Genomic DNA, 21,790 nt, shown 5'->3' on the forward strand with positions numbered 1-21,790 from the left:
ACCCGAATTAATCCTTCAGTTTTTGCAAATTGACAAAACTTTTCTTCATCACCTTGACTGACGTAAAAAATAGGTAGTAGGGTGCAATTTATCGTCACCAGCCTACCCACTGCTCCATGAACCGCTCCAGCAATGACTCCTATTACCTGCCCTCCAGTATTGAATTGACACAAAACCATGTCCTGATTCATCGCTTGGCAATCCCTCTTAAAAATGCCATCAGCTACTTACAACAATTTCCCCAGTCAGAATACGAGGATATTTGCCTGGATGCTTTTGAGTTAGGATTTCTTTGCTTACAAACTGCTCAAACTCGTCATGGCAACCAATTAATTAAGCAGCAGATGGAATCTTTATTGGTGGAGTTTCAGCGGTCGGTCAAAGTAATTGCAGAGTCTTTCCAGCAGGAATTAGTTAATCAAGTAGGGACAGATAATGGTCAATTATTAGCTCCACTCCAAACTCAAATTAATCTCACTTCAGCCATCCTCAATGAAAAACTCAATAGCGTTAGCACTTTGCTTACACAGGAAATAGACCCCGCCAGAGAAACTTCTGTTGTGCATAATACTGCGACATTTCTTCGCCGAGAACTCGCCCAACAACTTTTTTAGAAGTAAAGGTTAAATTATTTTCGCTCAAGTCCCAATAGCTCTAGAGTTATACCAAGGGAAAATTTTAACCTTTCCTTTGAAACTTAACTTTTGGTTCCTTGCGTCTACCAAATTTTCTAGTCAGATTAGCTTGGCTCAATTCAAAAGATGGCTCATCTAGTTTCAGGATTGCAATTTTACGAAGTAAATCATACAAAGGCTCAATCAGTCCCCCAGATTTTAGTTTTAAATAAGAAATAACACTTTCCATTTGTGTGAGATTTAATTGACCATCTTGAGTAAGAAATTTTTGCTCCCAATCGTCCACAACTTCAATAATATTTTCTTCAGTTAAATTGGGAAACTCGTATGGCTCTAAAAATGAGTCATGAACACGCACGTATGGAAGACTTTTTCGTTCGAGAATATTTTCGCTTAAATAGTAAGTCCCAACCAAGATAATAGGGATTCGCCGTTTCGTAAAAATATCAACTAATTCGTTAAATCCTTCCAAAGTTAGGTAATCTGCATTACCAACTATTAGTATTTTGACACCATAAGCTTTGAGAGTTCCCCATGCCCGCGCTCGTAAATCTCGCAGCGCTCCGACATTAGTAAGCGGATGACCGACTTCTTCCAAAATTGAGTAATATAAATCTGTTGGGCCACCATGCTGATCAATTTCGGCATAGATAACAGTCGCAGGAATTTCTAACAATGTCCCTCGCCGTTTTACATATTGCATCCTATAGAGTTGGCAAGCTTTTAGTAAACCAGAACCTGTAGCAGATGTAACATAACCGCAGAGTTTTGCATCACGCTGGTCATTAAGCCAGTCAAATAATTCTGTATCGCGGTCTAATGGTAAGTAAGTGTCAGCTTTACCAATTCGTTCAACCTCAGCCTGGATCTGTGGTGAGCGACGCAGTTCCTCAGCAGACTGTAAACTAGCATCAAACTGCTTCTGAAGTTTTGGTTCTACATGGGCTAAGTTAGTCTCTGACATTTTACTTACCAGTTATCTTTCACAAATTGGTTCCAATTTTGTACTTCTACTCTCGGTCGCCTAGCCTTGACAGTACGATTGGCTTCAGGTTTATCCTGTTTATTTATAGAATTTACTACTTTTTGTGACGTAGTAGGGGCAGATGTAAAATTTTCTTGTGTTATCGCTGCTTCGTCGGGTGTTACATTTTCAGGAAACATCTCAACAACTTTTGATTTATTAGACTTGCGTGCGTGTTTTTCTTGAGCTTTCCTTTGGCGTTTTCTCCGGCTTTTACGGCCTTCTTCCACATCCTCAACTATATTTAGTCGTTCATTCAAAATTGAAGAATTATCAACTTCCTTAGCCTCTTCACGAAGCTTCTTCTTAATATAATTTAATTCTCCAAAAGAAAGCCGCTCTTTTTCTAGCTCCCTAGCTCTTGCAAAACCAATAAACTCTCCTGGCTGACCGTTACTAGGACGGGTATAAGCAAGAAGAATTACAATATTGCGCTGGTCATATCTCAAAGAGATTTTCTGACCTTGATACTTTACTAAACAATCTCCCTGATACACCAAACCCTTAAAGTTGATAGAACCATACTTCTCAACATTACGATACGTAGCTTTCATTAAGCAGATGTCTAATTCACGCTCGTCGAAAACTTCTGGCTCAACCAATAACATTGATTTCCAACGTTCAATACGTTTCAGTTGTTTTACTTTAGGATAATAATGCTGATTGTAGTGGTCTACAAAGTATCTAACTAATATTTTTTCTAGCTGATCAAGTGTTAAATATGCTGTTTTTTCTGCATTTTTGGGGCGCTCTTCGACACTCGACCCAGTGTAACCGCCAAACAACGACAAGACTTCCTTGTTAATCTTGTCGAATATAGTTTCAATCAAGCCACCTGCGGAGGGAAAAGCACGTAGACGACGTTTAAAGTCTAGCTGTAGTGAAATTTGCTTCAAATGTTCGGACTTAAATTCCTTGGCACGATCTGTCACTAAGTATTCTGGAACTCCGAAAATATCCCATTCTTTTTGAAGTTTGTACTCTGAACTGTAATGTTTAGGCAACATCGCATGGCGTAAGGCTAAAGCTACCTCATGTGAGCCAGCAGACTCATATCCTAAGTACAATCCTGTTACACAACCAGAGTAACTATCCATTACTAATGTTATGTAAGGACGACCAATCACTTCTCCATCTTGATCGTCAATTAATAAAATATCTAACTTTGTATGGTCAGCCTGCCAAATCTGATTACTGTGTGTAATAGCTAAAATCTCTTCAGTGGTCTGAATAATTTCTCTTTCTGCGGGCGAACCGGGATGGCGAACTCTTGTATTCACTGGATCTAAATGAAAATTTATCACCTTATAAACAGTGACATGGGACGGAAATTTCCCTAAGACCAAATCCTCTAGTACCTGTGGATATTCCTTAAAGCATCGACTTTTTGCTGAAACTCTGGCGAATCATCATTAAACAGTAGATAAGGTTTTTCCTCTACCTGCTCTCCACCCTGCTCCGTAGCAAGAACTTCCTCATGACCGGGGAGATTAACGCCTTGACTCAAAGAACGCGTAGACATATACTTGGCCTGTCTTCAAGAAAAATGACATCATTCACTTTAAAATGTTATCAGAAAAATGACATCATTTGCTTTAAAAGTGGCGAGAGAATAATAAAAGCAGAAATATAGCTCAAAGAGTTTTGTAGTAAAGCTTTGAGCTTGTTAGACAGCTATTATAAAAATGGACATTAATTCTTTAAAATGGACAATAATTATTTAATGGACAGCAGCCCAATGATGTGCATTTCCAGCCTCTGGCTGGAAACGAAGTTTTAAAGCAGTTTTAGCTTAAGTTGACACCAATGGCGTTTCGTCTGCTAGAGATTCGTTACCTAATCCCTAACCCCCAAAACCAGGAATTAGACGCTTCAAGGCACGACCGGCAACGTCGCCATAGCGTAGTTCTCCACACAGAATTTTACCCATGATTTGGGCACCGGAGGGGCGCTTAACACCAACTTTGTAGCCAACGCCTGGAAAGCGATAGAATGCTCCACCTAATTTTTGCGCCCAAGCCATCTCAGTACCCCATTCTTCATTAATGGTTTCACTATATTTTTCTAAGGCGTTGGTGTCACCAGAAAGTGCCTCATTAATGGCTCCTGCTGCAATCAAACCGCTAAAAATCGAAGGGCGAATCCCTTCTGCTGTCATTGGATCAACTACACAAGCAGCTTCCCCAGCTAAAACTGCATTTTGGGTATGCAACTTTTGGTTGCCATTCCACAAGCAAAGGGGATAACCATACTGCTTGCTATTTTTGATATCTACATTAAACGATCGCGCGTACTCATCTAAAATCTTCTTAAAGTCCTGAGGTTCGCCGCCGATAAATGTACCGACACCAATGGAATAACCATCAGCTTTTGGGAAATTCCAAATGTAGCCATTTTTCACCAAGCCAAACTCAAAGTGAATTGTGGATTTATCTTTCACAGTTGCGGTAACTTCTGCTTCTAAAGCTGCTGCTAAACGGCGTTTACGTTCTTTGAAACCTAGCCATTTTGCCATTGGCCCTTTGGCACCATCAGCCGCGATTAAGTAGCGACCTGTAACGGGCCCATTGGCTGTGTTAACTTGCCAATAATCGCTTTGAAACTCAATACCAGTTACTTCAGTATGATCTCGTAGTTCAGCCCCTTGTTTCTGTGCTTGCTGCACTAGGAAATGGTCAAAAATATCTCGTCTCACCATCCAAATCGGTTCTTTTGTGGCGATTTTGGCTTCCACAGGGTCGCCCAATTTCCAGGTAAAGCGAACGGAGTCGGCTTTCACAGAAATCGCTGGGCTAAAATCAAAGTCAAACCATTGAGCGATCGCTGGAGATACGCCACCACCACAAGGTTTATATCTTGGCAGAGATTCTTTTTCCAACACTAATACTGAGCGGCCTTGTTTGGCTAAATGATATGCAGCTGTTCCACCAGCTGGCCCAGCGCCGACGATGATACAGTCGTACATAATGCTGAATTTTTGCTCCTAAAATTAGTTTATTTTCTATTGAGTAGGGGCAATACCCTGCGGGAAGCCGCTTTGCGTCTACATGAATTGCCCCTACTTTTTGTTAAATACTTAAGAAATGATAAAGGCTGAAGAATTTATTCATCATCCTTCAGCCTTTATATTTCAGACTTCAGACTTTAAACAGTCGTGATGTCTTTTTCTTTTTCTGCCAGCAATTCGTCTATTCTGGAACTGTATTTGTTTGTCAGTTTTTGCAGTTTGTCTTGCTGATCCCGTGCTTCATCTTCAGGAATTTCGGCGTTTTTTTCCTGTTTGCGAATGGCGTCTATGGCATCACGGCGGATGTTACGAATAGCAACGCGACCTTCTTCAGCATACTTAGATGCCATTTTGACGAATTCTTTACGGCGATCGCTTGTTAAGGGCGGAATATTCAGCCGAATCACGGTACCGTCATTGCTGGGGGTTAAACCGACATCAGACAAAGAAATCGCTTTTTCGACTATATTTAAACTGCTGCGATCGTAGGGTTGAATTAAGATCGTCGTGGCATCAGGCGTGCTAATGTTTGCCAGTGATTTCAAGGACGTGGGCGTACCGTAATAGTCCACCAATACCTTATCTAATAGACTCCCATTGGCGCGACCAGTGCGAATCGTGTTAAAAGCTCGTTGAGTTGACTCAACGGTTTTTTGCATCGTACTTTCAGCTTCAGCTAATTTCACAAGAACCTCCCACAAGGGTGCCGATAGATTCTCCCATGATTGCTCGGTGGATGTTACCTCGCACCGTTAGGTCAAATACCAGAATTGGGATATTATTTTCTTTACACAAGGCGATCGCAGTACTATCCATCACCCGCAAATCTTTGATTAAAACGTGTGCGTAGGTAAGGCTATTGTAACGCTTCGCATCAGGATAAATATGAGGATCAGCATCATATACTCCGTCTACTTTGGTGGCTTTAAAAATCACCTCGGCATCAATTTCTGCGGCTCTTAATGCCGCAGTGGTGTCTGTAGTAAAAAAGGGATTTCCAGATCCAGCACCAAAAATTACCACCCGTCCTTTTTCCAGATGACGGATGGCACGACGACGAATATACGGTTCCGCTAATTCTTGCATAGCGATCGCAGTTTGCACCCGCGTCTGTACTCCTATACGTTCCAGCGAATCTTGCAGCGTCATGGCGTTCATTACCGTGGCAATCATCCCAATATAGTCAGCAGTTGCCCTGTCCATCCCCGCCGACGCCGCTTTGACGCCACGAAAAATATTGCCGCCGCCCACAACTATGGCGATTTGAGTGCCAGTGGCTATCACCTCTGCTAATTCTTGTGCTATTCCTTTGACCACTTCTGGATCAATGCCATAGCCCATGTTGCCCATTAAGGCTTCACCGCTCAGTTTGAGTAAAACCCGTCGGTAATTCGTTCCCATGAAGTTATACTTTATCAAAAAAGTTGCAATTGCCTCCAATTTAAGATAACAGTTACAGGGACTATCTATGTCTAGTTACGCCAAATCAATGTAGTACCTATTGCTTCTGTTTGTGGTATATCTATTTTTTTACCTTGAAAAAGAGAAGCGATCGCAGTTCTCAAATAATCCTCTCCCACTGCTGATGGATCTTGGGGATGAGCGTCGATTTGACCTTTGTAGCGTACTATACCATTAGTATCTATTAGAAAAGCCGTTGGTGTTTTTGTCGCACCAAAACTACCGGTCACGTCTTGCGTGGAGTCCCATAGGTAAGGGAAGTTCAAGTGGTGATACTGGGCAAAAGCTTTCATATTTTCAAAGCTTGATTTGGTGTCGCGATCGCCATTACTACCATTCATGCCAATTAGTGTAAAGCCCTGTGGGGCAAATTCGGCTTGAATGTTTTTTAACCTGCCTAGATACCACTCTACATAAGGACAGTGGTTACACATAAAAATGACGCCGACTGATCGGAACTTTTCAAGATAACGCCTGAGATGGTGTACTTGGCCATCAATTCCTGGCAGTTCAAAATCTGGTGCGTAGCTCCCAACGGGAGTATCAATTGTTTCTACTAGATTCATGTTTTCTGGCTCGCAGAATTAAGAACAAGAAAAATATTGTTAAATTCAGCGTCAGTTTCCAGTTGCAACCCACCCCTTAGCCGATGCCTCATATTCGACAATCCTATAGACCAAATTGGCTGTCGTAAATTGTGAAACTACTGAATCTAGCACTGATGTTAATTCGCTTACATCTAGAAATAGCGAAAATATTACTCACATTAGAGAAGTTATGATTCAGAATACTGACATAATCTAAGAGGCTGTAGGGGCAATTCATGAATTGCCCCTACCTAAAAATCAGGTTTGAGCTATTGTTTAGCTAAGTCCTGGTTGTGAGTAAATTAACTCTATCAATAAGATGAAAACTCTTTATACTAGATAAAAGTATCAGCTTGATGCTAGTGTTATCAGCCTAGAAGTTGTCGTGGTATCCGTCTAGGCTATCACTAGAGCAAAGGATTTACTTTGAAAATCTGAATAAATTTTATTCAAATTCAAAACAATTTTACTTGCGCCTTGCTGCTGATAAACTTTTACCCTTGCGTTCATCAAATTTCCCATGACAACCTCAAGTTCAAAAACAGCACTTAACTCTACAAAAACCTGGATTTGGCAAGATTTCCCGATCTGCTATCAAACCCAAGGAACAACTGGGCCAGCTGTTGTTCTGGTGCATGGATTTGGCGCTTCTTGGTGGCACTGGCAGAAAAATATTCCCGTATTAGCGGAAAATTGCCGTGTTTATGCGATCGATTTGATTGGTTTTGGCGCTTCCGCAAAACCTCAACCCGGTGAAAAAATTGCCTACACACTAGAAACTTGGGGACAGCAAGTAGCAGATTTTTGCCGCGAAATAGTGGGTGAGCCAGCTTTTTTAGTCGGAAATTCTATAGGCTGTATTGTAGCCATGCAAGCAGCAGTAAGTAACCCAGATATTGCTTTAGGAGTTGCTTTGCTCAACTGTTCTTTACGACTGTTGCACGATCGCAAACGGGTAACTTTACCTTGGACTCGTCGGTTCGGAGCGCCTTTACTGCAACGCCTGTTATCTATTAAACCAGTTGGTGATTTCTTTTTCAATCAACTCGCCAGACCGAAAACAGTGCGTAAAATTCTGCTACAAGCTTATGCGAATGCTGAGATGGTGACAGATGAGTTGGTAGATATTCTCACTTCACCAGCAAGTGATCCGGGGGCTGGGGCTGTGTTTCTGGCATTTACTTCTTATTCTACAGGGCCGCTACCAGAAGACCTTTTACCACTGTTAGCGTGTCCGGCAATTATCTTGTGGGGAACGGCTGATCCGTGGGAACCAATTAAGTTGGGGAGAGAATTAGCCAACTTTCCGCAAGTAGAAAAGTTTATTCCTTTAGAGGGAGTGGGGCATTGTCCGCAGGATGAAGCGCCGGAGTTAGTCAATCCGATTTTACTCGATTGGATTTTGGAGCGATCGCGGTAATAAACTCGGCTCAATTTTCACGTAATGGGTGGTTTAGCTTCGCCGATAATCTGTGAGGTGGAAAAGCATTTGCCAAAAATCCAGGGTTTTTGCCAGATAAAGAAAACCGAGTTCTTAATTTTGGATAAAGTCGAGCTAAGATGCACCTCCTTTAGGTTGAAGTAGGCTTAATATCTTTAGATGCAGGTGAACCCGTAATACCCATTTGGTTGGAGAAAATTTACCAACGAGTAGTAAGCCAGTTGAAAAGCTAAGTCATGAAAATTTTAACGAACTGGTCTAAAAGGTCAAATAGATTGTAAATTAAAAGCTCTGAGGCAAGGGAAACTGATATGGCAAGGCAGAGGAAATCAGAGCAGAGAGAAATTGAACAGTACGAGCATGAAAATGAGCAACGAGTTAATAACCCACCAATTGGGCTAGTTAACCCAGATACTGACCCAGAAGAGGGTACTAAGAAGTATGCCTACGATCCTCACCTTGATCCTCAGTTAGTTTGGGCTGGAAAAGCAGAGCATACAAGTTTTGAAGTCCCTACAGTTTCGCTGCACGTCCATGAACGCATAGATCCGCGCACGATTATTGAGGCAGTACGGAAGCGCAAGGATGAAAAGGTTAAACAACTGTCCTTGTTTCAAACCCCAGAAGAAAATCCCCCCATTCGACAGGCTATTGAGTTCTATAAGCACAAGCATAACTGGACAAACCGCTTAGTTGCTGGAGATTCCCTTTTAGTAATGAACTCATTACTAGAAAAGGAAGGTATGGGAGGGCAGGTGCAGATGATTTATATAGATCCGCCTTATGGAATTAAATATGGTTCAAATTTTCAGCCATTTGTCAATAAGCGAGATGTAAAGGATGGCAAAGATGAAGACCTAACGCAAGAACCAGAAACGATCAAAGCATTTAGGGACACTTGGGAGTTAGGAATTCATTCTTATTTATCTTATTTGCGCGATCGTTTGCTATTGGCACGGGAGTTACTGTCAGAAAGTGGTAGTGTTTTTGTACAAATTTCTGATGAAAATGTGCATATTGTTAGAAATTTAATGGACGAGATATTAAAAAAAGGCAATTTTGTATCGGAGATTATTTTTACAACTACAACAGGGAGAGGAGCCAAATTTATTGATTGTATATTTGATCGCATTCTTTGGTATGTAAAAGAAAAATCTTCCAAAACCAAATATCATCAATTGTTCAGACAGTTAGAAGAAAAGGATTTATCTTATTTTAGCTATCAAGAAAACGGGAGAAAGTTTTTATTAAGAGACTTAACTTCTCAAGGTGAAACGGAAACTGGTAGGTTTGAATTTTTATTTTCTGAAAAAAGATTTCGTCCACCTACTAACCGTCACTGGAGTACAACAATAGAAGGGATGGAAAATCTAAAAATAGCTGACCGCTTATATGATTTTGGCAAACAAATACGATTTAAGCGATACGAAGCTGATTATCCAGTATCTCCATTAAATAATCTATGGACAGATACACAATTAGGAAGTTTTACATCTCAAAAGCTATACGTAGTTCAAACAAATACGAAAGTAATTGAACGCTGTCTATTAATGACTACCGATCCTGGCGATCTCGTTATTGACATCACCTGTGGCTCTGGCACAAGCGCTTATGTTGCTGAACAATGGGGACGCAGATGGATTACTTGTGATACTTCACGGGTAGCTATAACTTTGGCAAAGCAGCGTTTAATGACTGCAAGCTTTGACTATTACAAATTAGAGCGTCCAGAGGAAGGTGTTGGTGGTGGATTTAAATACAAAACTGTACCTCACATTACCCTTAAATCTATTGCCAATAATCCAGAAATTCGTGAGGGTATGACCAGGGAGCAAATTGAAAAAGCAATCCAGAAATATGCTGGTCAAGAAACCCTCTACGACCAACCTCTGGTAGATAAATCAAAAGTAAGAATTACAGGGCCATTTACAGTTGAAGGCGTCCCTGCACCAACTGTTAAACCTCTTGATAATGCTGAAGAATTTGCCGATAATGCAGAGGCAGATCAATCTATTGCCCGTTCTGGCGAAACACTGCGGCAAGCAGAATGGCGAGATGAGCTTTTAAAAACAGGAATTCGAGGTAAAGGCGGTCAATACATTCTATTTTCTAGAGTTGAACCTTTAGCGGGAACTCGTTGGCTTCATGCTGATGGCGAAACTAAACCAAGTAATGAAGAAGATGACACTCAAGACAAGCCCATGCGAGCCGTTATTTCCTTTGGGTTAGAACACGCTCCTCTCGATCAACGCCAGGTCGATATGGCAATTGAAGAAGCACAAAGCCTGATTCCTAAACCTAAGCTAGTTATTTTTTCTGCTTTTCAATTTGACCCTGAAGCAGCAAAAGACATTGATGAAACTAACTGGCCTGGTGTTACTCTACTCAAAGTACAAATGAATGCGGATCTACTTACAGAAGACCTGAAGAAAAAACGTGCCAGCAACGAGAGTTTTTGGCTCATTGGTCAACCCGATGTCGCACTTCGTCGTATTCATAGAGGAGAAGATACAGGTAAATGGGAAGTTGAAGTTCATGGCTTCGATTACTACAACACCAAAACCGGAAATATTGAATCTGGCAGTGTTGAAAAAATCGCCATGTGGATGCTAGATACTGATTATGACGGCAGAAGTATTTTTCCCAGCCAAGTTTTCTTTCCACTGGCAGGAGAGAAAGATGCCTGGTCACGTCTTGCCAGAAATCTAAAAGCCGAGATTGATGAAGATTTAATTGAGTCCTATCAAGGAACTGTTTCATTACCTTTTGAAATGGGTAATTATCAGCGCGTTGCTGTAAAAATAGTTGATGATCGAGGAATCGAATCTCTAAAAATTATCCGGCTAACTTAGAAGATTAACTAATTAAAATTTACCTATGCTAACCAATATTAAACTAAAAAATTTTCGAGCATTTAGAAAAGATATAGATATTCGTATTAGACCGATCACAATTTTGATTGGCCGCAACAGTGCTGGAAAATCCACACTAATTAAGTTTTTGCTTATGCTACAGCAAACTCTAGAGTCTAGCGAATCTAGTGAAGGTGATTTTTTTTCTACTGAGGGGCGGCACGTCAGTCTTGGCACTTTTAAAGATTTAAAAAATACTAAATCACGTAGCAAGAGCTTTCAATTTACTTTGAATCTCAAAACTAATGATTTACCCGATACTAAAATTCAACAAATTAGAGAGGAACTCCAACAAAGTAAAGCTATCCCAAAAATAGAAGATAATAGCATTGATCTGACAATTAAGTTGAACCCATTTTCAACTGTTACAACTGAAGACCCACTAGGACAAGCAACTAGTGTCAAAGTTGATTTACAAATTGCTGCAAATGATTTAATAGCTGACTTTTGCATTTTTGGCAGTATTCCATATAGTGGTAAACAAGCTAAACATACAGTTACTTGTAAGATTGGAGGAAAAAAATTTCTCCATAAAGAAGAAACAAATATTAGACGCACTAGATTTCTTAAATTTCCTCTTCCAAATGATTCAGTAGAGATACTCAAATCTGCTTTTGATAATCTCTACCTGGATGGTATAAGAAATGAAATTATATCTATGCGCCATCTATCACCTGTTCGGGAAGAATCAGAGAGAAGTGCCATACTAGGTAGTCCGCCTGCTGATGATGTTGGACATCGGGGTGAATACGTCATGCCTCACTTACAGCAAATTCTCAAGGACGAGACTGAGGAAGGACGTAAAAGAGCTAATTTTATTCAGCACCACATTGAATCAGTTGTAGATATTGAAAATGTAAGATTTGAGCCTTCTGCCAAAGGCTTTATTCCTGTATTTAGAGCAAAAAACAAATTAACTGGAGCCGAATCTTATCTAGCTGATTTTGGCTTTGGTGTTAGCCAATGTATACCAATCTTTGTACAAGGAGCTTTACTCAATCCAGGAAAGTTACTAATTGTTGAACAACCAGAAGCTCAAATTCACCCTGCTGCTCAACTTGAAATGGGTTCTTTCTTCGCTGAATTGTGGATAAAACGGGGTGTTCCATCTTTGATTGAAACTCATAGTGAAAATATCATTTTAAGACTTCGTAAACTAATTTCAAAAGGTGAGTTAAAACCAGAAGATGTAACAATTGCATATTTTTATATTGAAAAAAACCAAAATAATGAAAGTTTTGTAAAAGTTAAAAACTTAAGTATTGATTCTAATGGAGTTCTTGAGAAAGGGCTACCTATGAGTTTCTTTGGAGCGGATGTAATGGAGGCTCTAGGAATACGTCCAGATGCTTGCGTATAATTACATACAAACACTATGCTACCTATAGTTATTGATACAAATATCTTTAAACATCTGAAGAATCCTCCTGGAGGAAAAGGAGATACACACATCCATCAATTATTAGCATCCCTTGCAACTTCGCATACACTGCAAGTTGACAAATATGGAAAAATTTTAGGTGAATATGAAGTTATACTTAGTGCTATGATTGATAATCCTGACAACCAGGATGAGTTTGAAATTTATTTATTAAGATATTGGCTAAAAATCAAAGAACATAGGGTTTTGGAAAAACCTATACCTCATAATTTGAGAGATTCTATTAGAAAAATAATCATTGAAGTCAGTGAAACTATTGACTGCTGTTTTGTTGAAACTGCTGCTTTAAGTGATTGTGACCTTATCACTAATGACGAACTTCATATTTACAATAGAGCTAAAGATTTAAAAAAATCTCTAAGAAAGCTTGGATATAAAAAAACTGAAATTCTCAATTCCCTTGATGCTAGAGATAAATTTTGTTCTAACGTAGAGAGTTGAAAGCATGAATGCTCGAAATACAATTGACCAACTCATCATCAACTCCCCCTATGAGGAGCCAAAAAAATATTGGCAGTACAATTACCAAACTCGTCTGTTTAAACTTGTAGAAGGCAGAAGACCCGCAGGTTACACGATCGCTTCTGAAAACTCAAAATCCTTTGATGTTCCTGGTAAATTTGTTGAAATTCCTCTAGTTAACCAAATACGTCTGCGTGTCAAAGCTTGGTGTGAGAATGGACATCCGGGCGTTACAGGTGTTACTAAGCGTCTATTAGAACACTGGCACAATCCAGAAGAACGTGATTTACCTTTATTCTTTTGTCAGTTAGAAGCAATAGAAACCTTAATCTGGATGGTTGAATCTCCACCATCTGAGAAGGTTGGTATTGATATTCCCTCAGATGGTGGAGCCTTCAAACGTCTCTGCTGTAAAATGGCGACAGGTTCAGGAAAAACAATCGTCATGGCAATGCTAATTGCATGGCAAATCCTCAACAAAGTCACCTATCCCCAAGATCCCCGTTTTTCCCAAGCCATCTTTATTGTCGCACCCGGATTAACGGTTAAGAATCGCCTACAAGTTCTAATTCCTTCTACCGAAAACAATTACTACGAGATTTTTAACATTATTCCTCTTGGCTTGTTTGATAAGCTGCGTCAAGGTAAAGTCTTAGTCCGTAATTGGCACATTCTCAATTGGGAAACGAAGGAACAGATTGAGAAAAAGAAGGGAGTAGATAAACGTGGAGCAAAAAGTGACGAAGCTTATGTCAGGGATATTTTAGGTGAACTTGCTAATTTTAGGAATCTTCTAGTCATCAACGATGAAGCACATCATGCTTGGCGTATTCCTGTTGAATCTAAAATAAAGGGTATTAGCAAAGAAGATATTGATGAAGCACACACATGGATTAAAGGACTTGACCGCATCCACACAGCTAGAGGAATACTCACCTGTTTTGATTTTTCTGCTACACCCTTTGTACCTTCTGGTAAGAGAAGTTCTGAAGAAGCTTTATTCGGCTGGATTGTTAGTGATTTTGGGTTAAATGATGCTATTGAGTCAGGCTTAGTTAAAACCCCTCGTGTTGTTATTCGTGATGATGGCGGGCTTAACCCCAAAGATTTTAAATCTCGTTATTATCACTTATATAATGATGTTGAAGTTAAAGATGATTTCAATCGCAAAGCAAAACCAGATGAATCTTTACCTGATTTATTAACTAATGCTTATTATTTGTTAGGTAAAGACTGGTTAGAAACAGCCAAAGCTTGGGAGCAAGCTGGACATAAAGTTCCTCCAGTAATGATTTCTGTTGCTAACCGCACTGAAACCGCAGCTCGGATTAATTATGCCTTCAATCATTATAAAATTCAAATAGAAGAACTTTGCATTCCAGAACGCATTCTCCATATAGATTCTAACGTGCTGAAAATGGCAGAGTCTCAGGAAGAAAGTTCTGAAATACAATACAGAACCTCAGATATTAATGAAGACGATACATCTGATGAAGAAAATATTCCCAAGTTAACTAAACAGCAGCAAGCAGAACTTTTAAGACAAAAGGTTGACACGGTTGGTCAAGTTGGTAAACCAGGTGAACAAATTCAAAATGTGATCTCAGTTGGGATGCTGTCTGAAGGATGGGATGCTAAAACAGTAACTCACATTATGGGTATTAGAGCCTTCACCAGCCAACTTCTCTGTGAACAAGTTGTGGGTAGAGGCTTGAGAAGAACGGCTTACGATATTAACCCAGAAACAAATTTACTTGAACCAGAGTATGTCAACATTTTTGGTGTTCCCTTCACCTTTATTCCCCATGAATCTAATGAAGAAACAACACCTCCACCCTCTCAACCTAAAACTGAAATAAAACCCGACCCCGAAAAGCAAGAGTTTGAAATTAGCTTTCCTAATATTATCCGAGTTGATTACATTTATAAGCCTGAACTTAAGCTTAATTTAAGTCAAGTTGAGCCTTTAGAGCTAGATGCTTTTGATAATAGTACACTGGCTGAATTAGCGCCAATTGTTGATGGTAAACCAGATGTTACAAAAATTAAGGGGATTGATCTGGAAGATTTAGGACGCAAATTTCGGATGCAGAAAATTGCTTTCGAGACTGCCAGAGATATCTTTGATCAGATGAAACCTGGATGGAAAGGTAATCGAGAATATTTATTAGCCAAGCTGATTAGATTAGTGGAAGACTTTATTCAGTCAGGTTTGATCAGAATTAATCCACCTTTGTTTAATTTAGATGAAATTCGACGACGGATTATTATTACTCTCAATCTGAGCAAATTAGTTCAGCACATTTGGAATGCTATTTATTTAGAAAATACAGAAGCAATTGAACCTGTTTTTGACCAAAATTATCCAATTCGCTCTACTGGTGATATGCGCTCATGGTATACGGGTAAGCCATGTGAATACACGCGGAAATCACACATCACCTGCTGCACTTTCGATAGTACATGGGAAGCTAGTGAAGCATTTGAACTAGATAGAAATCCCAATGTTGAGGCTTGGGTTAAAAATGACCACCTGGGGTTTGAAATTCTCTACATATTTGAAGGGGTTGTTCGCAAGTATCGGCCAGACTTTATTATTCGGATAAAAACTGGGAGTTTCTTGATTTTAGAAACTAAAGGTAAATATACCCACAAAGATGAAGCTAAAAGTTCATTTTTAGACCAGTGGATTAAAGCAGTTAATCAGCATGGTGGCTTTGGTTTTTGGCAACGAGATATATCCCGAAGTCCAACTGACGTTAAGATGATTTTAGATAGGGCGTTTTCTCTGTCAAAATGAGGCTCAACTTTTACCGTAAATATTCAAAAGTTAAGATAATTGGCTCTTCAGTTCATTTTATGGAATCGAATAATAAATCAAATCTAATCATAGCCTGTGTTCCTTGCTGTGAGTGTACTTTAAATCTTTTAACCTTTCTATAAAACTGCGATTTTAATGCCGTACCGTAAAACTAACGCAAGAGCCAGATAATTTCAAGGCTATTACCCTATCAAAAACTTTTTGTCCAAAGTCAAATTATTGACTGACTATAAATTTTTGGCACTATCTCTTGTTTACTCAATTATGAATAGTACCCAAGGCAATTACTAATTCAAAACTAATTGACTTAAAAAGAAAGCAAGGGCTGCACTGCCTAAAGGAACTGTCAAATTGTCAATACCTAAAAATGAAACAGCTTCTAAAGCAGTAGCTATAACCGCCACTATCAGCGATATTGCCCAAGTTTGCCAACTGTTTCCTTGAGTTCCAACTAAAATCAAACTACTGACAAGATAGCTAACGAGCATCATAGTTAGGGAGCCTTCCCAACTTTTTTCTGTCCCAAAAACTTTATACTTGTGTGTACCAAAGCGTTGCCCAATTAAAGCTGCTAATCCATCTCCCCAAGTCATTATCAAAATCCCTAATGCTGCGTACTGGGGTTGTTGCAAGTACCAGAACCACGCAACTAAAATACCAAAACTGACAGAGTAAAAAAATGTCCCTAAACTTTGCCGTCCAACGCTATTAATACCAGGAAGAATGGGCAATCGGTAGGATAATAAGGTGATTGCACTCGCTAAAATAGAAGCTGTAATTCCTACACTGGCGGGAATATCTAGCCACCAAGCGATTAAAATCACATTACCAGTGCCAATATGAACTATCTTCCGCACGATTTCTGGCTCGTCTGCGAAGCGGTTTACTACCCATGCAATCAGCAGGATGAGTAGCACCCAAGTTGCAGCCAAGGCAATTTGCAGCCATAAAACCGGAATTGAGGTGAAGTCGGAAAATGTAATTAACAAAGATGCGACGAAATGAAAATTTTTACTTCTGTTACTAATCTATAAGATTTGGGTAACTGTAATGAAATTATTATTGATTTGGCTGATTCGGGGCTACCGAATGTTTATCTCGCCGTTGTTTCTTCCAAGTTGTCGCTTTCAACCAACTTGTTCGATGTATGCTATTCAAGCTATTGAACGATTTGGGGTGCTGCGTGGTGGGTGGATGGCAACTCGGCGGATTTTGCGCTGTCATCCGTTTCATCCTGGTGGTTATGATCCAGTGCCAGAGGTGGTAGAAAAGGTAAAGGAGCAGTAGTTTGGTGAGCTTTGTGTGAAATCGTGGGGAATTTTAACGCAAAGGGGCGCAAAGGGAAGCGCAGAGGAGCGCAAAGTTGTTTTAGTCAAAGGAAGTGTTCGTGGGTATAGTCTTTTGGGGAGATGTCAACGACTGAGGTTGTCATCTAGGTTGAGAAGGTTGAATAATTTAATTTAGATTTACCATGATTAATCCCACTGCGATTTCTATACCAGAACCACAAATTCCTACTCCTGGCCCGAACCCGCTACCTAGTCCCGAACCTGTACCGGGGCCAGGGATACCCCAACCCTTACCAGAACCAGTACCTGCTCCCATTCCTCAAACAGTTCCAGGGCCAATTCCCCAAACGATACCGGAACCTGTTTAAATTACCTTGGTAATGTAATCTAAAATCTAAAATCTAAAATCCAAAATGCTAAGAGCCGGAATTGTCGGACTTCCCAACGTCGGAAAATCTACTTTATTTAATGCTGTAGTTGCTAATGCCAAGGCAGAAGCAGCTAACTTCCCTTTTTGCACGATTGAACCGAATGTCGGCGTTGTCGCAGTCCCGGATGAGCGGTTAGATACTCTTGCTAAAATTGCCAGTTCGGCACAAACTATCCCGGCGCGGGTTGAATTTGTAGATATTGCCGGTTTAGTTAAAGGTGCAAGTCAGGGTGAGGGACTAGGAAATCAATTCCTGTCCCACATCCGGGAAGTTGATGCGATCGTCCATGTGGTACGTTGTTTTGAGAATGATGATATTATCCACGTTGCTGGTTCTGTTGACCCAGCGCGAGATATTGAAATCATTAATATAGAACTGGGTTTATCAGATTTATCACAAATTGAGCGGCGAATTGACCGGACTCGCAAACAAGCTCGTACCAGCAAAGATGCACAGTTTGAAATCACAGTTTTAGAAAAATTAGCTGCGGCTTTAAATGAAGGTAAATCGGTGCGTCAGGTGAGCTTGAATGAAGAAGAAGCAGAAATTATTAAAGGACTAGAACTGCTCACTTATAAACCGATTATCTACGCCGCCAATGTATCTGAAGATGAGTTGGCAACTGGTAATGCTTTTGTGGAAACAGTACGACAAATTACAGCGACAGAAAATGCTCAAGTTGTCATAGTTTCGGCTCAAGTTGAAGCTGAATTAGTGGAGTTACCAGAGGCAGATAAAGCTGATTTTCTTGCGTCTTTAGGTGTGGAAGAAGGCGGTTTGAAATCATTGATTCGTGCAACTTACACTTTGTTAGGCTTACGGACATACTTCACTTGCGGCCCCAAAGAAACCCGCGCTTGGACAATTAATACTGGAATGTCTGCACCTCAAGCTGCTGGTGTAATCCACAGTGATTTTGAGCGGGGATTTATTCGTGCTGAAACTGTTGCTTATAAAGATTTGGTAACGACTGGTTCGATGAATGCTGCAAAGGAAAAAGGGTTGGTTCGTAGTGAAGGAAAAGAGTATATTGTGCAGGAAGGGGATGTGATGTTATTTCGCTTTAATGTGTAGGTGTAATTAATGAGTTGCCGTTATCAATGAAGATAATGGCTAACTTACATTGAGTTGCGTAGGCTTTGCCCGCCGTAGGCATCGCCCTAAAAATATTGACAAAACCTTTGATATATGTATGTTAAGATGCGAGGCGATCGCAACAATTCTCCAAATATAGTTGCAATCGAGCAGCTTTTTGTACTCACAGCTATCAGGTTTGTTATACGATTACTTTACTCAAGATAATACTTTCTCTAAAGAAAGCAATAATTCGTTGACAGTATAAGGCTTCAACAAAAACGTATTGACACCAATGTCAGTTACTGCACTTAGCTTATTGTCAGACATTAGTCCACTACTGGCAATAATTTTGACTTGTGGATTGATTTTTTGCAAAGTACGGATGGCAGTTAAACCATCCAGCGAGGGCAGCATAATATCCATTAGTACAGCACTAATTTTGTCTATATTTTTAACGTATAATGCGATCGCCTCAATGCCATCACTAGCTACTATAGCTTTGTAGTTGTGAGCTTCCAACGATGTTTTTATAATGTCTAAAATGGCGGGTTCATCATCCACAAGCAGAATCAATTCTCCTTGTCCTGTGGGCGGTATCAAATCTTCCTGGCTGAGTGGTTCCATTCCTTCCACTGCTGGTAGGTAAACCTTAAAGCTGGTGTCAGTTCCCGGTTCGCTATAGACGTTTACAAAACCCTTGTGGCCTTTAATGATACCCAGCACGGTGGAAAGTCCAAGCCCTGTACCCTTACCCACTTCTTTTGTGGTAAAAAATGGCTCAAAAATTCTATCTAAAATTTCCCCAGGAATGCCGATACCCGTATCAGAGACAGTAACCACTATGTAAGCCCCAACTTTAGCTCCCCAGTTCATCCGGGCATAACTTTCGTCAATTAACAGATTTTCGGCAGAGATTATTAAAGTACCGCCATTAGGCATAGCATCGCGGGCGTTGACGCAGAGGTTCATCAGCACTTGATGCAGTTGGGTACTATCTCCAGAAACCATCCACAAATTCTGTGGTACATCAGTGCTGATTTCTATGGATTTGGGAAATGTCTCTTTAAGAACCTTGGCAAGTTCCACAATTATATGTCTGAGTTGCAAAGTAATCCGCTTTCCTTCCACACCCCGCGCAAAGGACAACACCTGTTTAACTAAATCAGCGCCGCGTTTAGCATTAATTTCCAAAATCTCTAGTATGTGACGAGTCCGCTCATCCACATCGGGAAATTTGAGCGGTAACAGTTGCGCTCCTGCCAGAATCGGTGTCAGTATATTGTTGAGGTCGTGAGCAATGCCACTAGCTAAGGTGCCAATACTTTCCAGGCGTTGAGCGCGAAACAATTGAGCTTCTAGTTGTTTTTTCTCAGTAATGTCTGTGTCAACGGTGAGAATTGATTTAGGTTTCCCCTGTTCGTCGTACACCAAAGTCCAGCGACTAGCAACGAGGATTTCCTTGTCACTTTTAGTAAGTTTAGTTAATTCGCCCTGCCACATACCTTTACTAAGAACTTGCAATAGAGCCGCTTCAATTTCCGGGGAAGGTTCGTCATACAAAAGCTCACTAGCATTTTTGCCCCAAGCCTCTGTAGCTAGCCAGCCGTAAAGTGTCTCTGCGCCTTTGTTCCATAAAACAATTTTATTGTTTAAATCTCGCACGCAAATGGCATCTGTGGTGACATCAAGTAATGCTGCTTGTTCGCGGATTTTTTCTTCTGCCAATTTGCGTTCGCGTAGCGCAGCTTGTCGCTCGCTAATATCAATACCAGCGCAAGTCACTCCGACAACTTCTTGCGTTTCATTCCGCAATGGCTCGATAGTTAAGTCGTAATAGCGAGTTGTTTCTTTGATTGTAATTGATACTTCTTCTCGTATTCCTATGCCTGTAGCTAATACTTGAAGTTTAATAGTGGTAAGACGTTGAGCATCTTCAACGGGGATGATATCTAAGTCTTGTTTGCCCAATATTTCCTCAACCGTCAATCCATAGGAGGGATTGTAAACCCAGGTGTAACGTAACTCCATATCCTGGTTATAAACAAAAATTGGGGAGTTTTTGAGAGCAACCCGAAATCGTTCTTCACTCTGACGTAGTGCGTTGTCTGCCCGTTGACGTTCGATTGCATAACGCATTGAGCGCACCAGCAAGTCGCCAGTGACTTGCCCTTTGACTAAATAATCCTGCGCTCCTTTTTGCATTGCCCTAATTGCCAGGGTTTCATCGTCTATACCCGTCAGCACAATTATCGGAGTTGCTTTTGCCTGATTGTGGGCAATAATAAAGGTTTCTAATCCCTGACTATCTGGTAGCGAAAGGTCTAACAGAATCACATCAAAATCTTCTTTAGATAAGTCGTTGAGAGCTTCAAAAAGCCGCTCAACGGGCATCAACTCAACTATATCTGTAGTAACTTCCTTTAATAACTCGTGTAACAAAAAGACATCACCAGGGTTATCTTCTACTAACAAAACTTTTATATTATTAGCTGCCATTTCCATTACTCCGGTGGCAGTTTTACGATCGCAAACCAAAAATTTTCTATTGATTTTACAATGTTAACAAATTCATCAAAATCTACTGGCTTAGTTATATAACAGTTTGCAGAAAGGTTATAAGCTTCAAGGATGTCTTCTTTAGCTTGGGAAGTCGTCAAAATCACTATAGGAATTCGTTTGAGGTTTTCATCTCCTTTAATTTCTGCCAGTACCTCCCGTCCATCTTTTCTAGGAAGGTTCAAGTCGAGTAGCACAATATTTGGGTGGGCTGCTTTAACATATTTTTCCTGTTTTCGCAAGAATGCCATTGCCTCTACACCATCTTCCACCACATTCAGGTTAATCGAGATTTTGCTATCTTCCAGGGCGATGCGTGTAAGTTGAACATCGCCAGGATTATCTTCTACCAACAAAACCTCAATATGCATAATTGCCTTTTCGCTGCTCACGATTGCTTACCTGCTCTATCTGGAATTGTGAAGTAGAAAGTCGAGCCTTGACCCGGTTTCGACTCAACCCATATCTGGCCACCGTGGCGTTCTATAATTTTTTTACAAATTGCCAAACCAATTCCATTACCTGGATATTTACCTCTACCGTGCAAGCGCTGAAAAATTATAAAAATACGTTCTGCATATTGGGATTCTATACCTATACCATTATCACGCACCGATAACAAATATTCGTTGGGTTGAGTGGGGAG

General features: G+C 40.3%; 21 protein-coding genes. 9 read left to right on the forward strand and 12 right to left on the reverse strand.

The genetic code is table 11. The annotated features are described in order from the left end of the window. The coding region (locus F8S12_RS40735) for a hypothetical protein (RefSeq protein ID WP_230968111.1) at nucleotides 1-191 on the reverse strand (191 nt) is incomplete at its 3' end. 3 nt (nucleotides 192-194) lie between these two features. On the opposite strand from F8S12_RS40735, the gene F8S12_RS19245 reads away from it, so the two are divergent. Then, complete coding sequence (locus tag F8S12_RS19245; RefSeq protein WP_230968112.1) at nucleotides 195-614, forward strand: hypothetical protein; 420 nt, start codon at nucleotides 195-197, stop codon at nucleotides 612-614. Between the two features lie 64 nt (nucleotides 615-678). On the opposite strand, the gene F8S12_RS19250 is transcribed toward F8S12_RS19245, so the two are convergent. From F8S12_RS19250 to F8S12_RS19280, 7 genes are all read right to left on the reverse strand, one after another. Then, nucleotides 679-1,599 carry an ATP-binding protein gene (locus tag F8S12_RS19250; RefSeq protein WP_196517703.1) on the reverse strand — a complete coding sequence of 307 codons (921 nt, stop codon included), beginning with the start codon at nucleotides 1,597-1,599 and terminating at the stop codon, nucleotides 679-681. A gap of 5 nt (nucleotides 1,600-1,604) precedes the next feature. Then, nucleotides 1,605-2,939 (reverse strand): Mu transposase C-terminal domain-containing protein, encoded by a 1,335-nt coding sequence (locus F8S12_RS19255; protein ID WP_196517704.1) that lies wholly within the window; start codon nucleotides 2,937-2,939, stop codon nucleotides 1,605-1,607. A 71-nt stretch (nucleotides 2,940-3,010) separates the two neighbouring features. After that, nucleotides 3,011-3,181 (reverse strand): hypothetical protein, encoded by a 171-nt coding sequence (locus F8S12_RS19260; protein WP_196517705.1) that lies wholly within the window; start codon nucleotides 3,179-3,181, stop codon nucleotides 3,011-3,013. A 321-nt stretch (nucleotides 3,182-3,502) separates the two neighbouring features. Continuing rightward, nucleotides 3,503-4,624, reverse strand: a complete 1,122-nt coding sequence (locus tag F8S12_RS19265; protein WP_196517706.1) for a geranylgeranyl reductase family protein — start codon at nucleotides 4,622-4,624, stop codon at nucleotides 3,503-3,505. Nucleotides 4,625-4,803: 179 nt separating this feature from the next. Beyond that, nucleotides 4,804-5,352: a ribosome recycling factor gene (frr, locus tag F8S12_RS19270; RefSeq protein ID WP_196517707.1), complete on the reverse strand. Its 549-nt coding sequence runs from the start codon at nucleotides 5,350-5,352 to the stop codon at nucleotides 4,804-4,806. Next, nucleotides 5,339-6,067 carry a UMP kinase gene (gene pyrH / locus F8S12_RS19275; protein ID WP_196517708.1) on the reverse strand — a complete coding sequence of 243 codons (729 nt, stop codon included), beginning with the start codon at nucleotides 6,065-6,067 and terminating at the stop codon, nucleotides 5,339-5,341. The genes frr and pyrH overlap by 14 nt, the downstream gene beginning before the upstream one ends. A gap of 71 nt (nucleotides 6,068-6,138) precedes the next feature. Then, complete coding sequence (locus F8S12_RS19280) at nucleotides 6,139-6,693, reverse strand: thioredoxin family protein (protein WP_196517709.1); 555 nt, start codon at nucleotides 6,691-6,693, stop codon at nucleotides 6,139-6,141. Nucleotides 6,694-7,234: 541 nt separating this feature from the next. Between F8S12_RS19280 and F8S12_RS19285 the strand changes: the two genes are divergently transcribed. From F8S12_RS19285 to F8S12_RS19305, 5 genes are all read left to right on the forward strand, one after another. Further along, nucleotides 7,235-8,134 (forward strand): alpha/beta fold hydrolase, encoded by a 900-nt coding sequence (locus F8S12_RS19285; RefSeq protein WP_196517710.1) that lies wholly within the window; start codon nucleotides 7,235-7,237, stop codon nucleotides 8,132-8,134. 332 nt (nucleotides 8,135-8,466) lie between these two features. Beyond that, entirely contained in the window at nucleotides 8,467-11,007 is a 2,541-nt protein-coding gene (locus F8S12_RS19290; RefSeq protein ID WP_196517711.1) for a site-specific DNA-methyltransferase, read from the forward strand. A 25-nt stretch (nucleotides 11,008-11,032) separates the two neighbouring features. After that, a complete protein-coding gene (locus F8S12_RS19295) occupies nucleotides 11,033-12,427 on the forward strand; it encodes an AAA family ATPase (RefSeq protein WP_196517712.1) in 1,395 nt (464 codons plus the stop codon). A gap of 15 nt (nucleotides 12,428-12,442) precedes the next feature. After that, nucleotides 12,443-12,949, forward strand: a complete 507-nt coding sequence (locus tag F8S12_RS19300) for a hypothetical protein (protein WP_196517713.1) — start codon at nucleotides 12,443-12,445, stop codon at nucleotides 12,947-12,949. Nucleotides 12,950-12,953: 4 nt separating this feature from the next. Beyond that, nucleotides 12,954-15,770: a BPTD_3080 family restriction endonuclease gene (locus F8S12_RS19305; RefSeq protein WP_196517714.1), complete on the forward strand. Its 2,817-nt coding sequence runs from the start codon at nucleotides 12,954-12,956 to the stop codon at nucleotides 15,768-15,770. Between the two features lie 308 nt (nucleotides 15,771-16,078). Here F8S12_RS19305 and F8S12_RS19310 read toward each other — a convergent pair whose 3' ends face one another. After that, a complete protein-coding gene (locus F8S12_RS19310) occupies nucleotides 16,079-16,780 on the reverse strand; it encodes a diacylglycerol/polyprenol kinase family protein (protein WP_196517715.1) in 702 nt (233 codons plus the stop codon). Between the two features lie 61 nt (nucleotides 16,781-16,841). Here F8S12_RS19310 and yidD point away from each other — a divergent pair, with 61 nt between their 5' ends. The 3 genes from yidD to ychF all read left to right on the forward strand — a co-directional run bounded on the left by yidD (nucleotide 16,842) and on the right by ychF (nucleotide 18,585). Further along, a complete protein-coding gene (yidD, locus tag F8S12_RS19315; RefSeq protein ID WP_196517716.1) occupies nucleotides 16,842-17,078 on the forward strand; it encodes a membrane protein insertion efficiency factor YidD in 237 nt (78 codons plus the stop codon). Nucleotides 17,079-17,262: 184 nt separating this feature from the next. Next, nucleotides 17,263-17,448: a hypothetical protein gene (locus tag F8S12_RS19320; protein WP_196517717.1), complete on the forward strand. Its 186-nt coding sequence runs from the start codon at nucleotides 17,263-17,265 to the stop codon at nucleotides 17,446-17,448. 45 nt (nucleotides 17,449-17,493) lie between these two features. Continuing rightward, complete coding sequence (gene ychF / locus F8S12_RS19325) at nucleotides 17,494-18,585, forward strand: redox-regulated ATPase YchF (RefSeq protein ID WP_196517718.1); 1,092 nt, start codon at nucleotides 17,494-17,496, stop codon at nucleotides 18,583-18,585. Nucleotides 18,586-18,804: 219 nt separating this feature from the next. Here the strand turns inward: ychF and F8S12_RS19330 are convergent, their stop codons facing one another. The 3 genes from F8S12_RS19330 to F8S12_RS19340 all read right to left on the reverse strand — a co-directional run. After that, the gene (locus tag F8S12_RS19330; protein WP_196517719.1) at nucleotides 18,805-21,084 is read right to left on the reverse strand and encodes a hybrid sensor histidine kinase/response regulator; all 2,280 of its coding nucleotides are present in this window, start codon (nucleotides 21,082-21,084) and stop codon (nucleotides 18,805-18,807) included. Nucleotides 21,085-21,089: 5 nt separating this feature from the next. After that, complete coding sequence (locus F8S12_RS19335) at nucleotides 21,090-21,515, reverse strand: response regulator (protein WP_230968116.1); 426 nt, start codon at nucleotides 21,513-21,515, stop codon at nucleotides 21,090-21,092. A 17-nt stretch (nucleotides 21,516-21,532) separates the two neighbouring features. Next, nucleotides 21,533-21,790 (reverse strand): sensor histidine kinase (locus F8S12_RS19340; protein ID WP_230968114.1); only part of this gene is annotated, 258 nt, incomplete at its 5' end.

Origin of the sequence: Nostoc sp. WHI, from assembly GCF_015714725.1 — a bacterium.
Taxonomy (GTDB): domain Bacteria; phylum Cyanobacteriota; class Cyanobacteriia; order Cyanobacteriales; family Nostocaceae; genus Nostoc.

What these genes read in the sequence shown, in the direction of transcription:
- yidD (WP_196517716.1), top strand. Translation starts at nt 16,842, where the DNA reads ATGAAATTATTATTGATTTGGCTGATTCGGGGCTACCGAATGTTTATC.
- F8S12_RS19285 (WP_196517710.1), top strand. Translation starts at nt 7,235, where the DNA reads ATGACAACCTCAAGTTCAAAAACAGCACTTAACTCTACAAAAACCTGG.
- F8S12_RS19320 (WP_196517717.1), top strand. Translation starts at nt 17,263, where the DNA reads ATGATTAATCCCACTGCGATTTCTATACCAGAACCACAAATTCCTACT.
- F8S12_RS19290 (WP_196517711.1), top strand. Translation starts at nt 8,467, where the DNA reads ATGGCAAGGCAGAGGAAATCAGAGCAGAGAGAAATTGAACAGTACGAG.
- F8S12_RS19265 (WP_196517706.1), bottom strand. Translation starts at nt 4,624, where the DNA reads ATGTACGACTGTATCATCGTCGGCGCTGGGCCAGCTGGTGGAACAGCT.
- F8S12_RS19295 (WP_196517712.1), top strand. Translation starts at nt 11,033, where the DNA reads ATGCTAACCAATATTAAACTAAAAAATTTTCGAGCATTTAGAAAAGAT.
- ychF (WP_196517718.1), top strand. Translation starts at nt 17,494, where the DNA reads ATGCTAAGAGCCGGAATTGTCGGACTTCCCAACGTCGGAAAATCTACT.
- F8S12_RS19260 (WP_196517705.1), bottom strand. Translation starts at nt 3,181, where the DNA reads ATGTCTACGCGTTCTTTGAGTCAAGGCGTTAATCTCCCCGGTCATGAG.
- F8S12_RS19280 (WP_196517709.1), bottom strand. Translation starts at nt 6,693, where the DNA reads ATGAATCTAGTAGAAACAATTGATACTCCCGTTGGGAGCTACGCACCA.
- F8S12_RS19305 (WP_196517714.1), top strand. Translation starts at nt 12,954, where the DNA reads ATGAATGCTCGAAATACAATTGACCAACTCATCATCAACTCCCCCTAT.
- F8S12_RS19330 (WP_196517719.1), bottom strand. Translation starts at nt 21,084, where the DNA reads ATGGCAGCTAATAATATAAAAGTTTTGTTAGTAGAAGATAACCCTGGT.
- pyrH (WP_196517708.1), bottom strand. Translation starts at nt 6,067, where the DNA reads ATGGGAACGAATTACCGACGGGTTTTACTCAAACTGAGCGGTGAAGCC.
- F8S12_RS19300 (WP_196517713.1), top strand. Translation starts at nt 12,443, where the DNA reads ATGCTACCTATAGTTATTGATACAAATATCTTTAAACATCTGAAGAAT.
- F8S12_RS19250 (WP_196517703.1), bottom strand. Translation starts at nt 1,599, where the DNA reads ATGTCAGAGACTAACTTAGCCCATGTAGAACCAAAACTTCAGAAGCAG.
- F8S12_RS19335 (WP_230968116.1), bottom strand. Translation starts at nt 21,515, where the DNA reads ATGCATATTGAGGTTTTGTTGGTAGAAGATAATCCTGGCGATGTTCAA.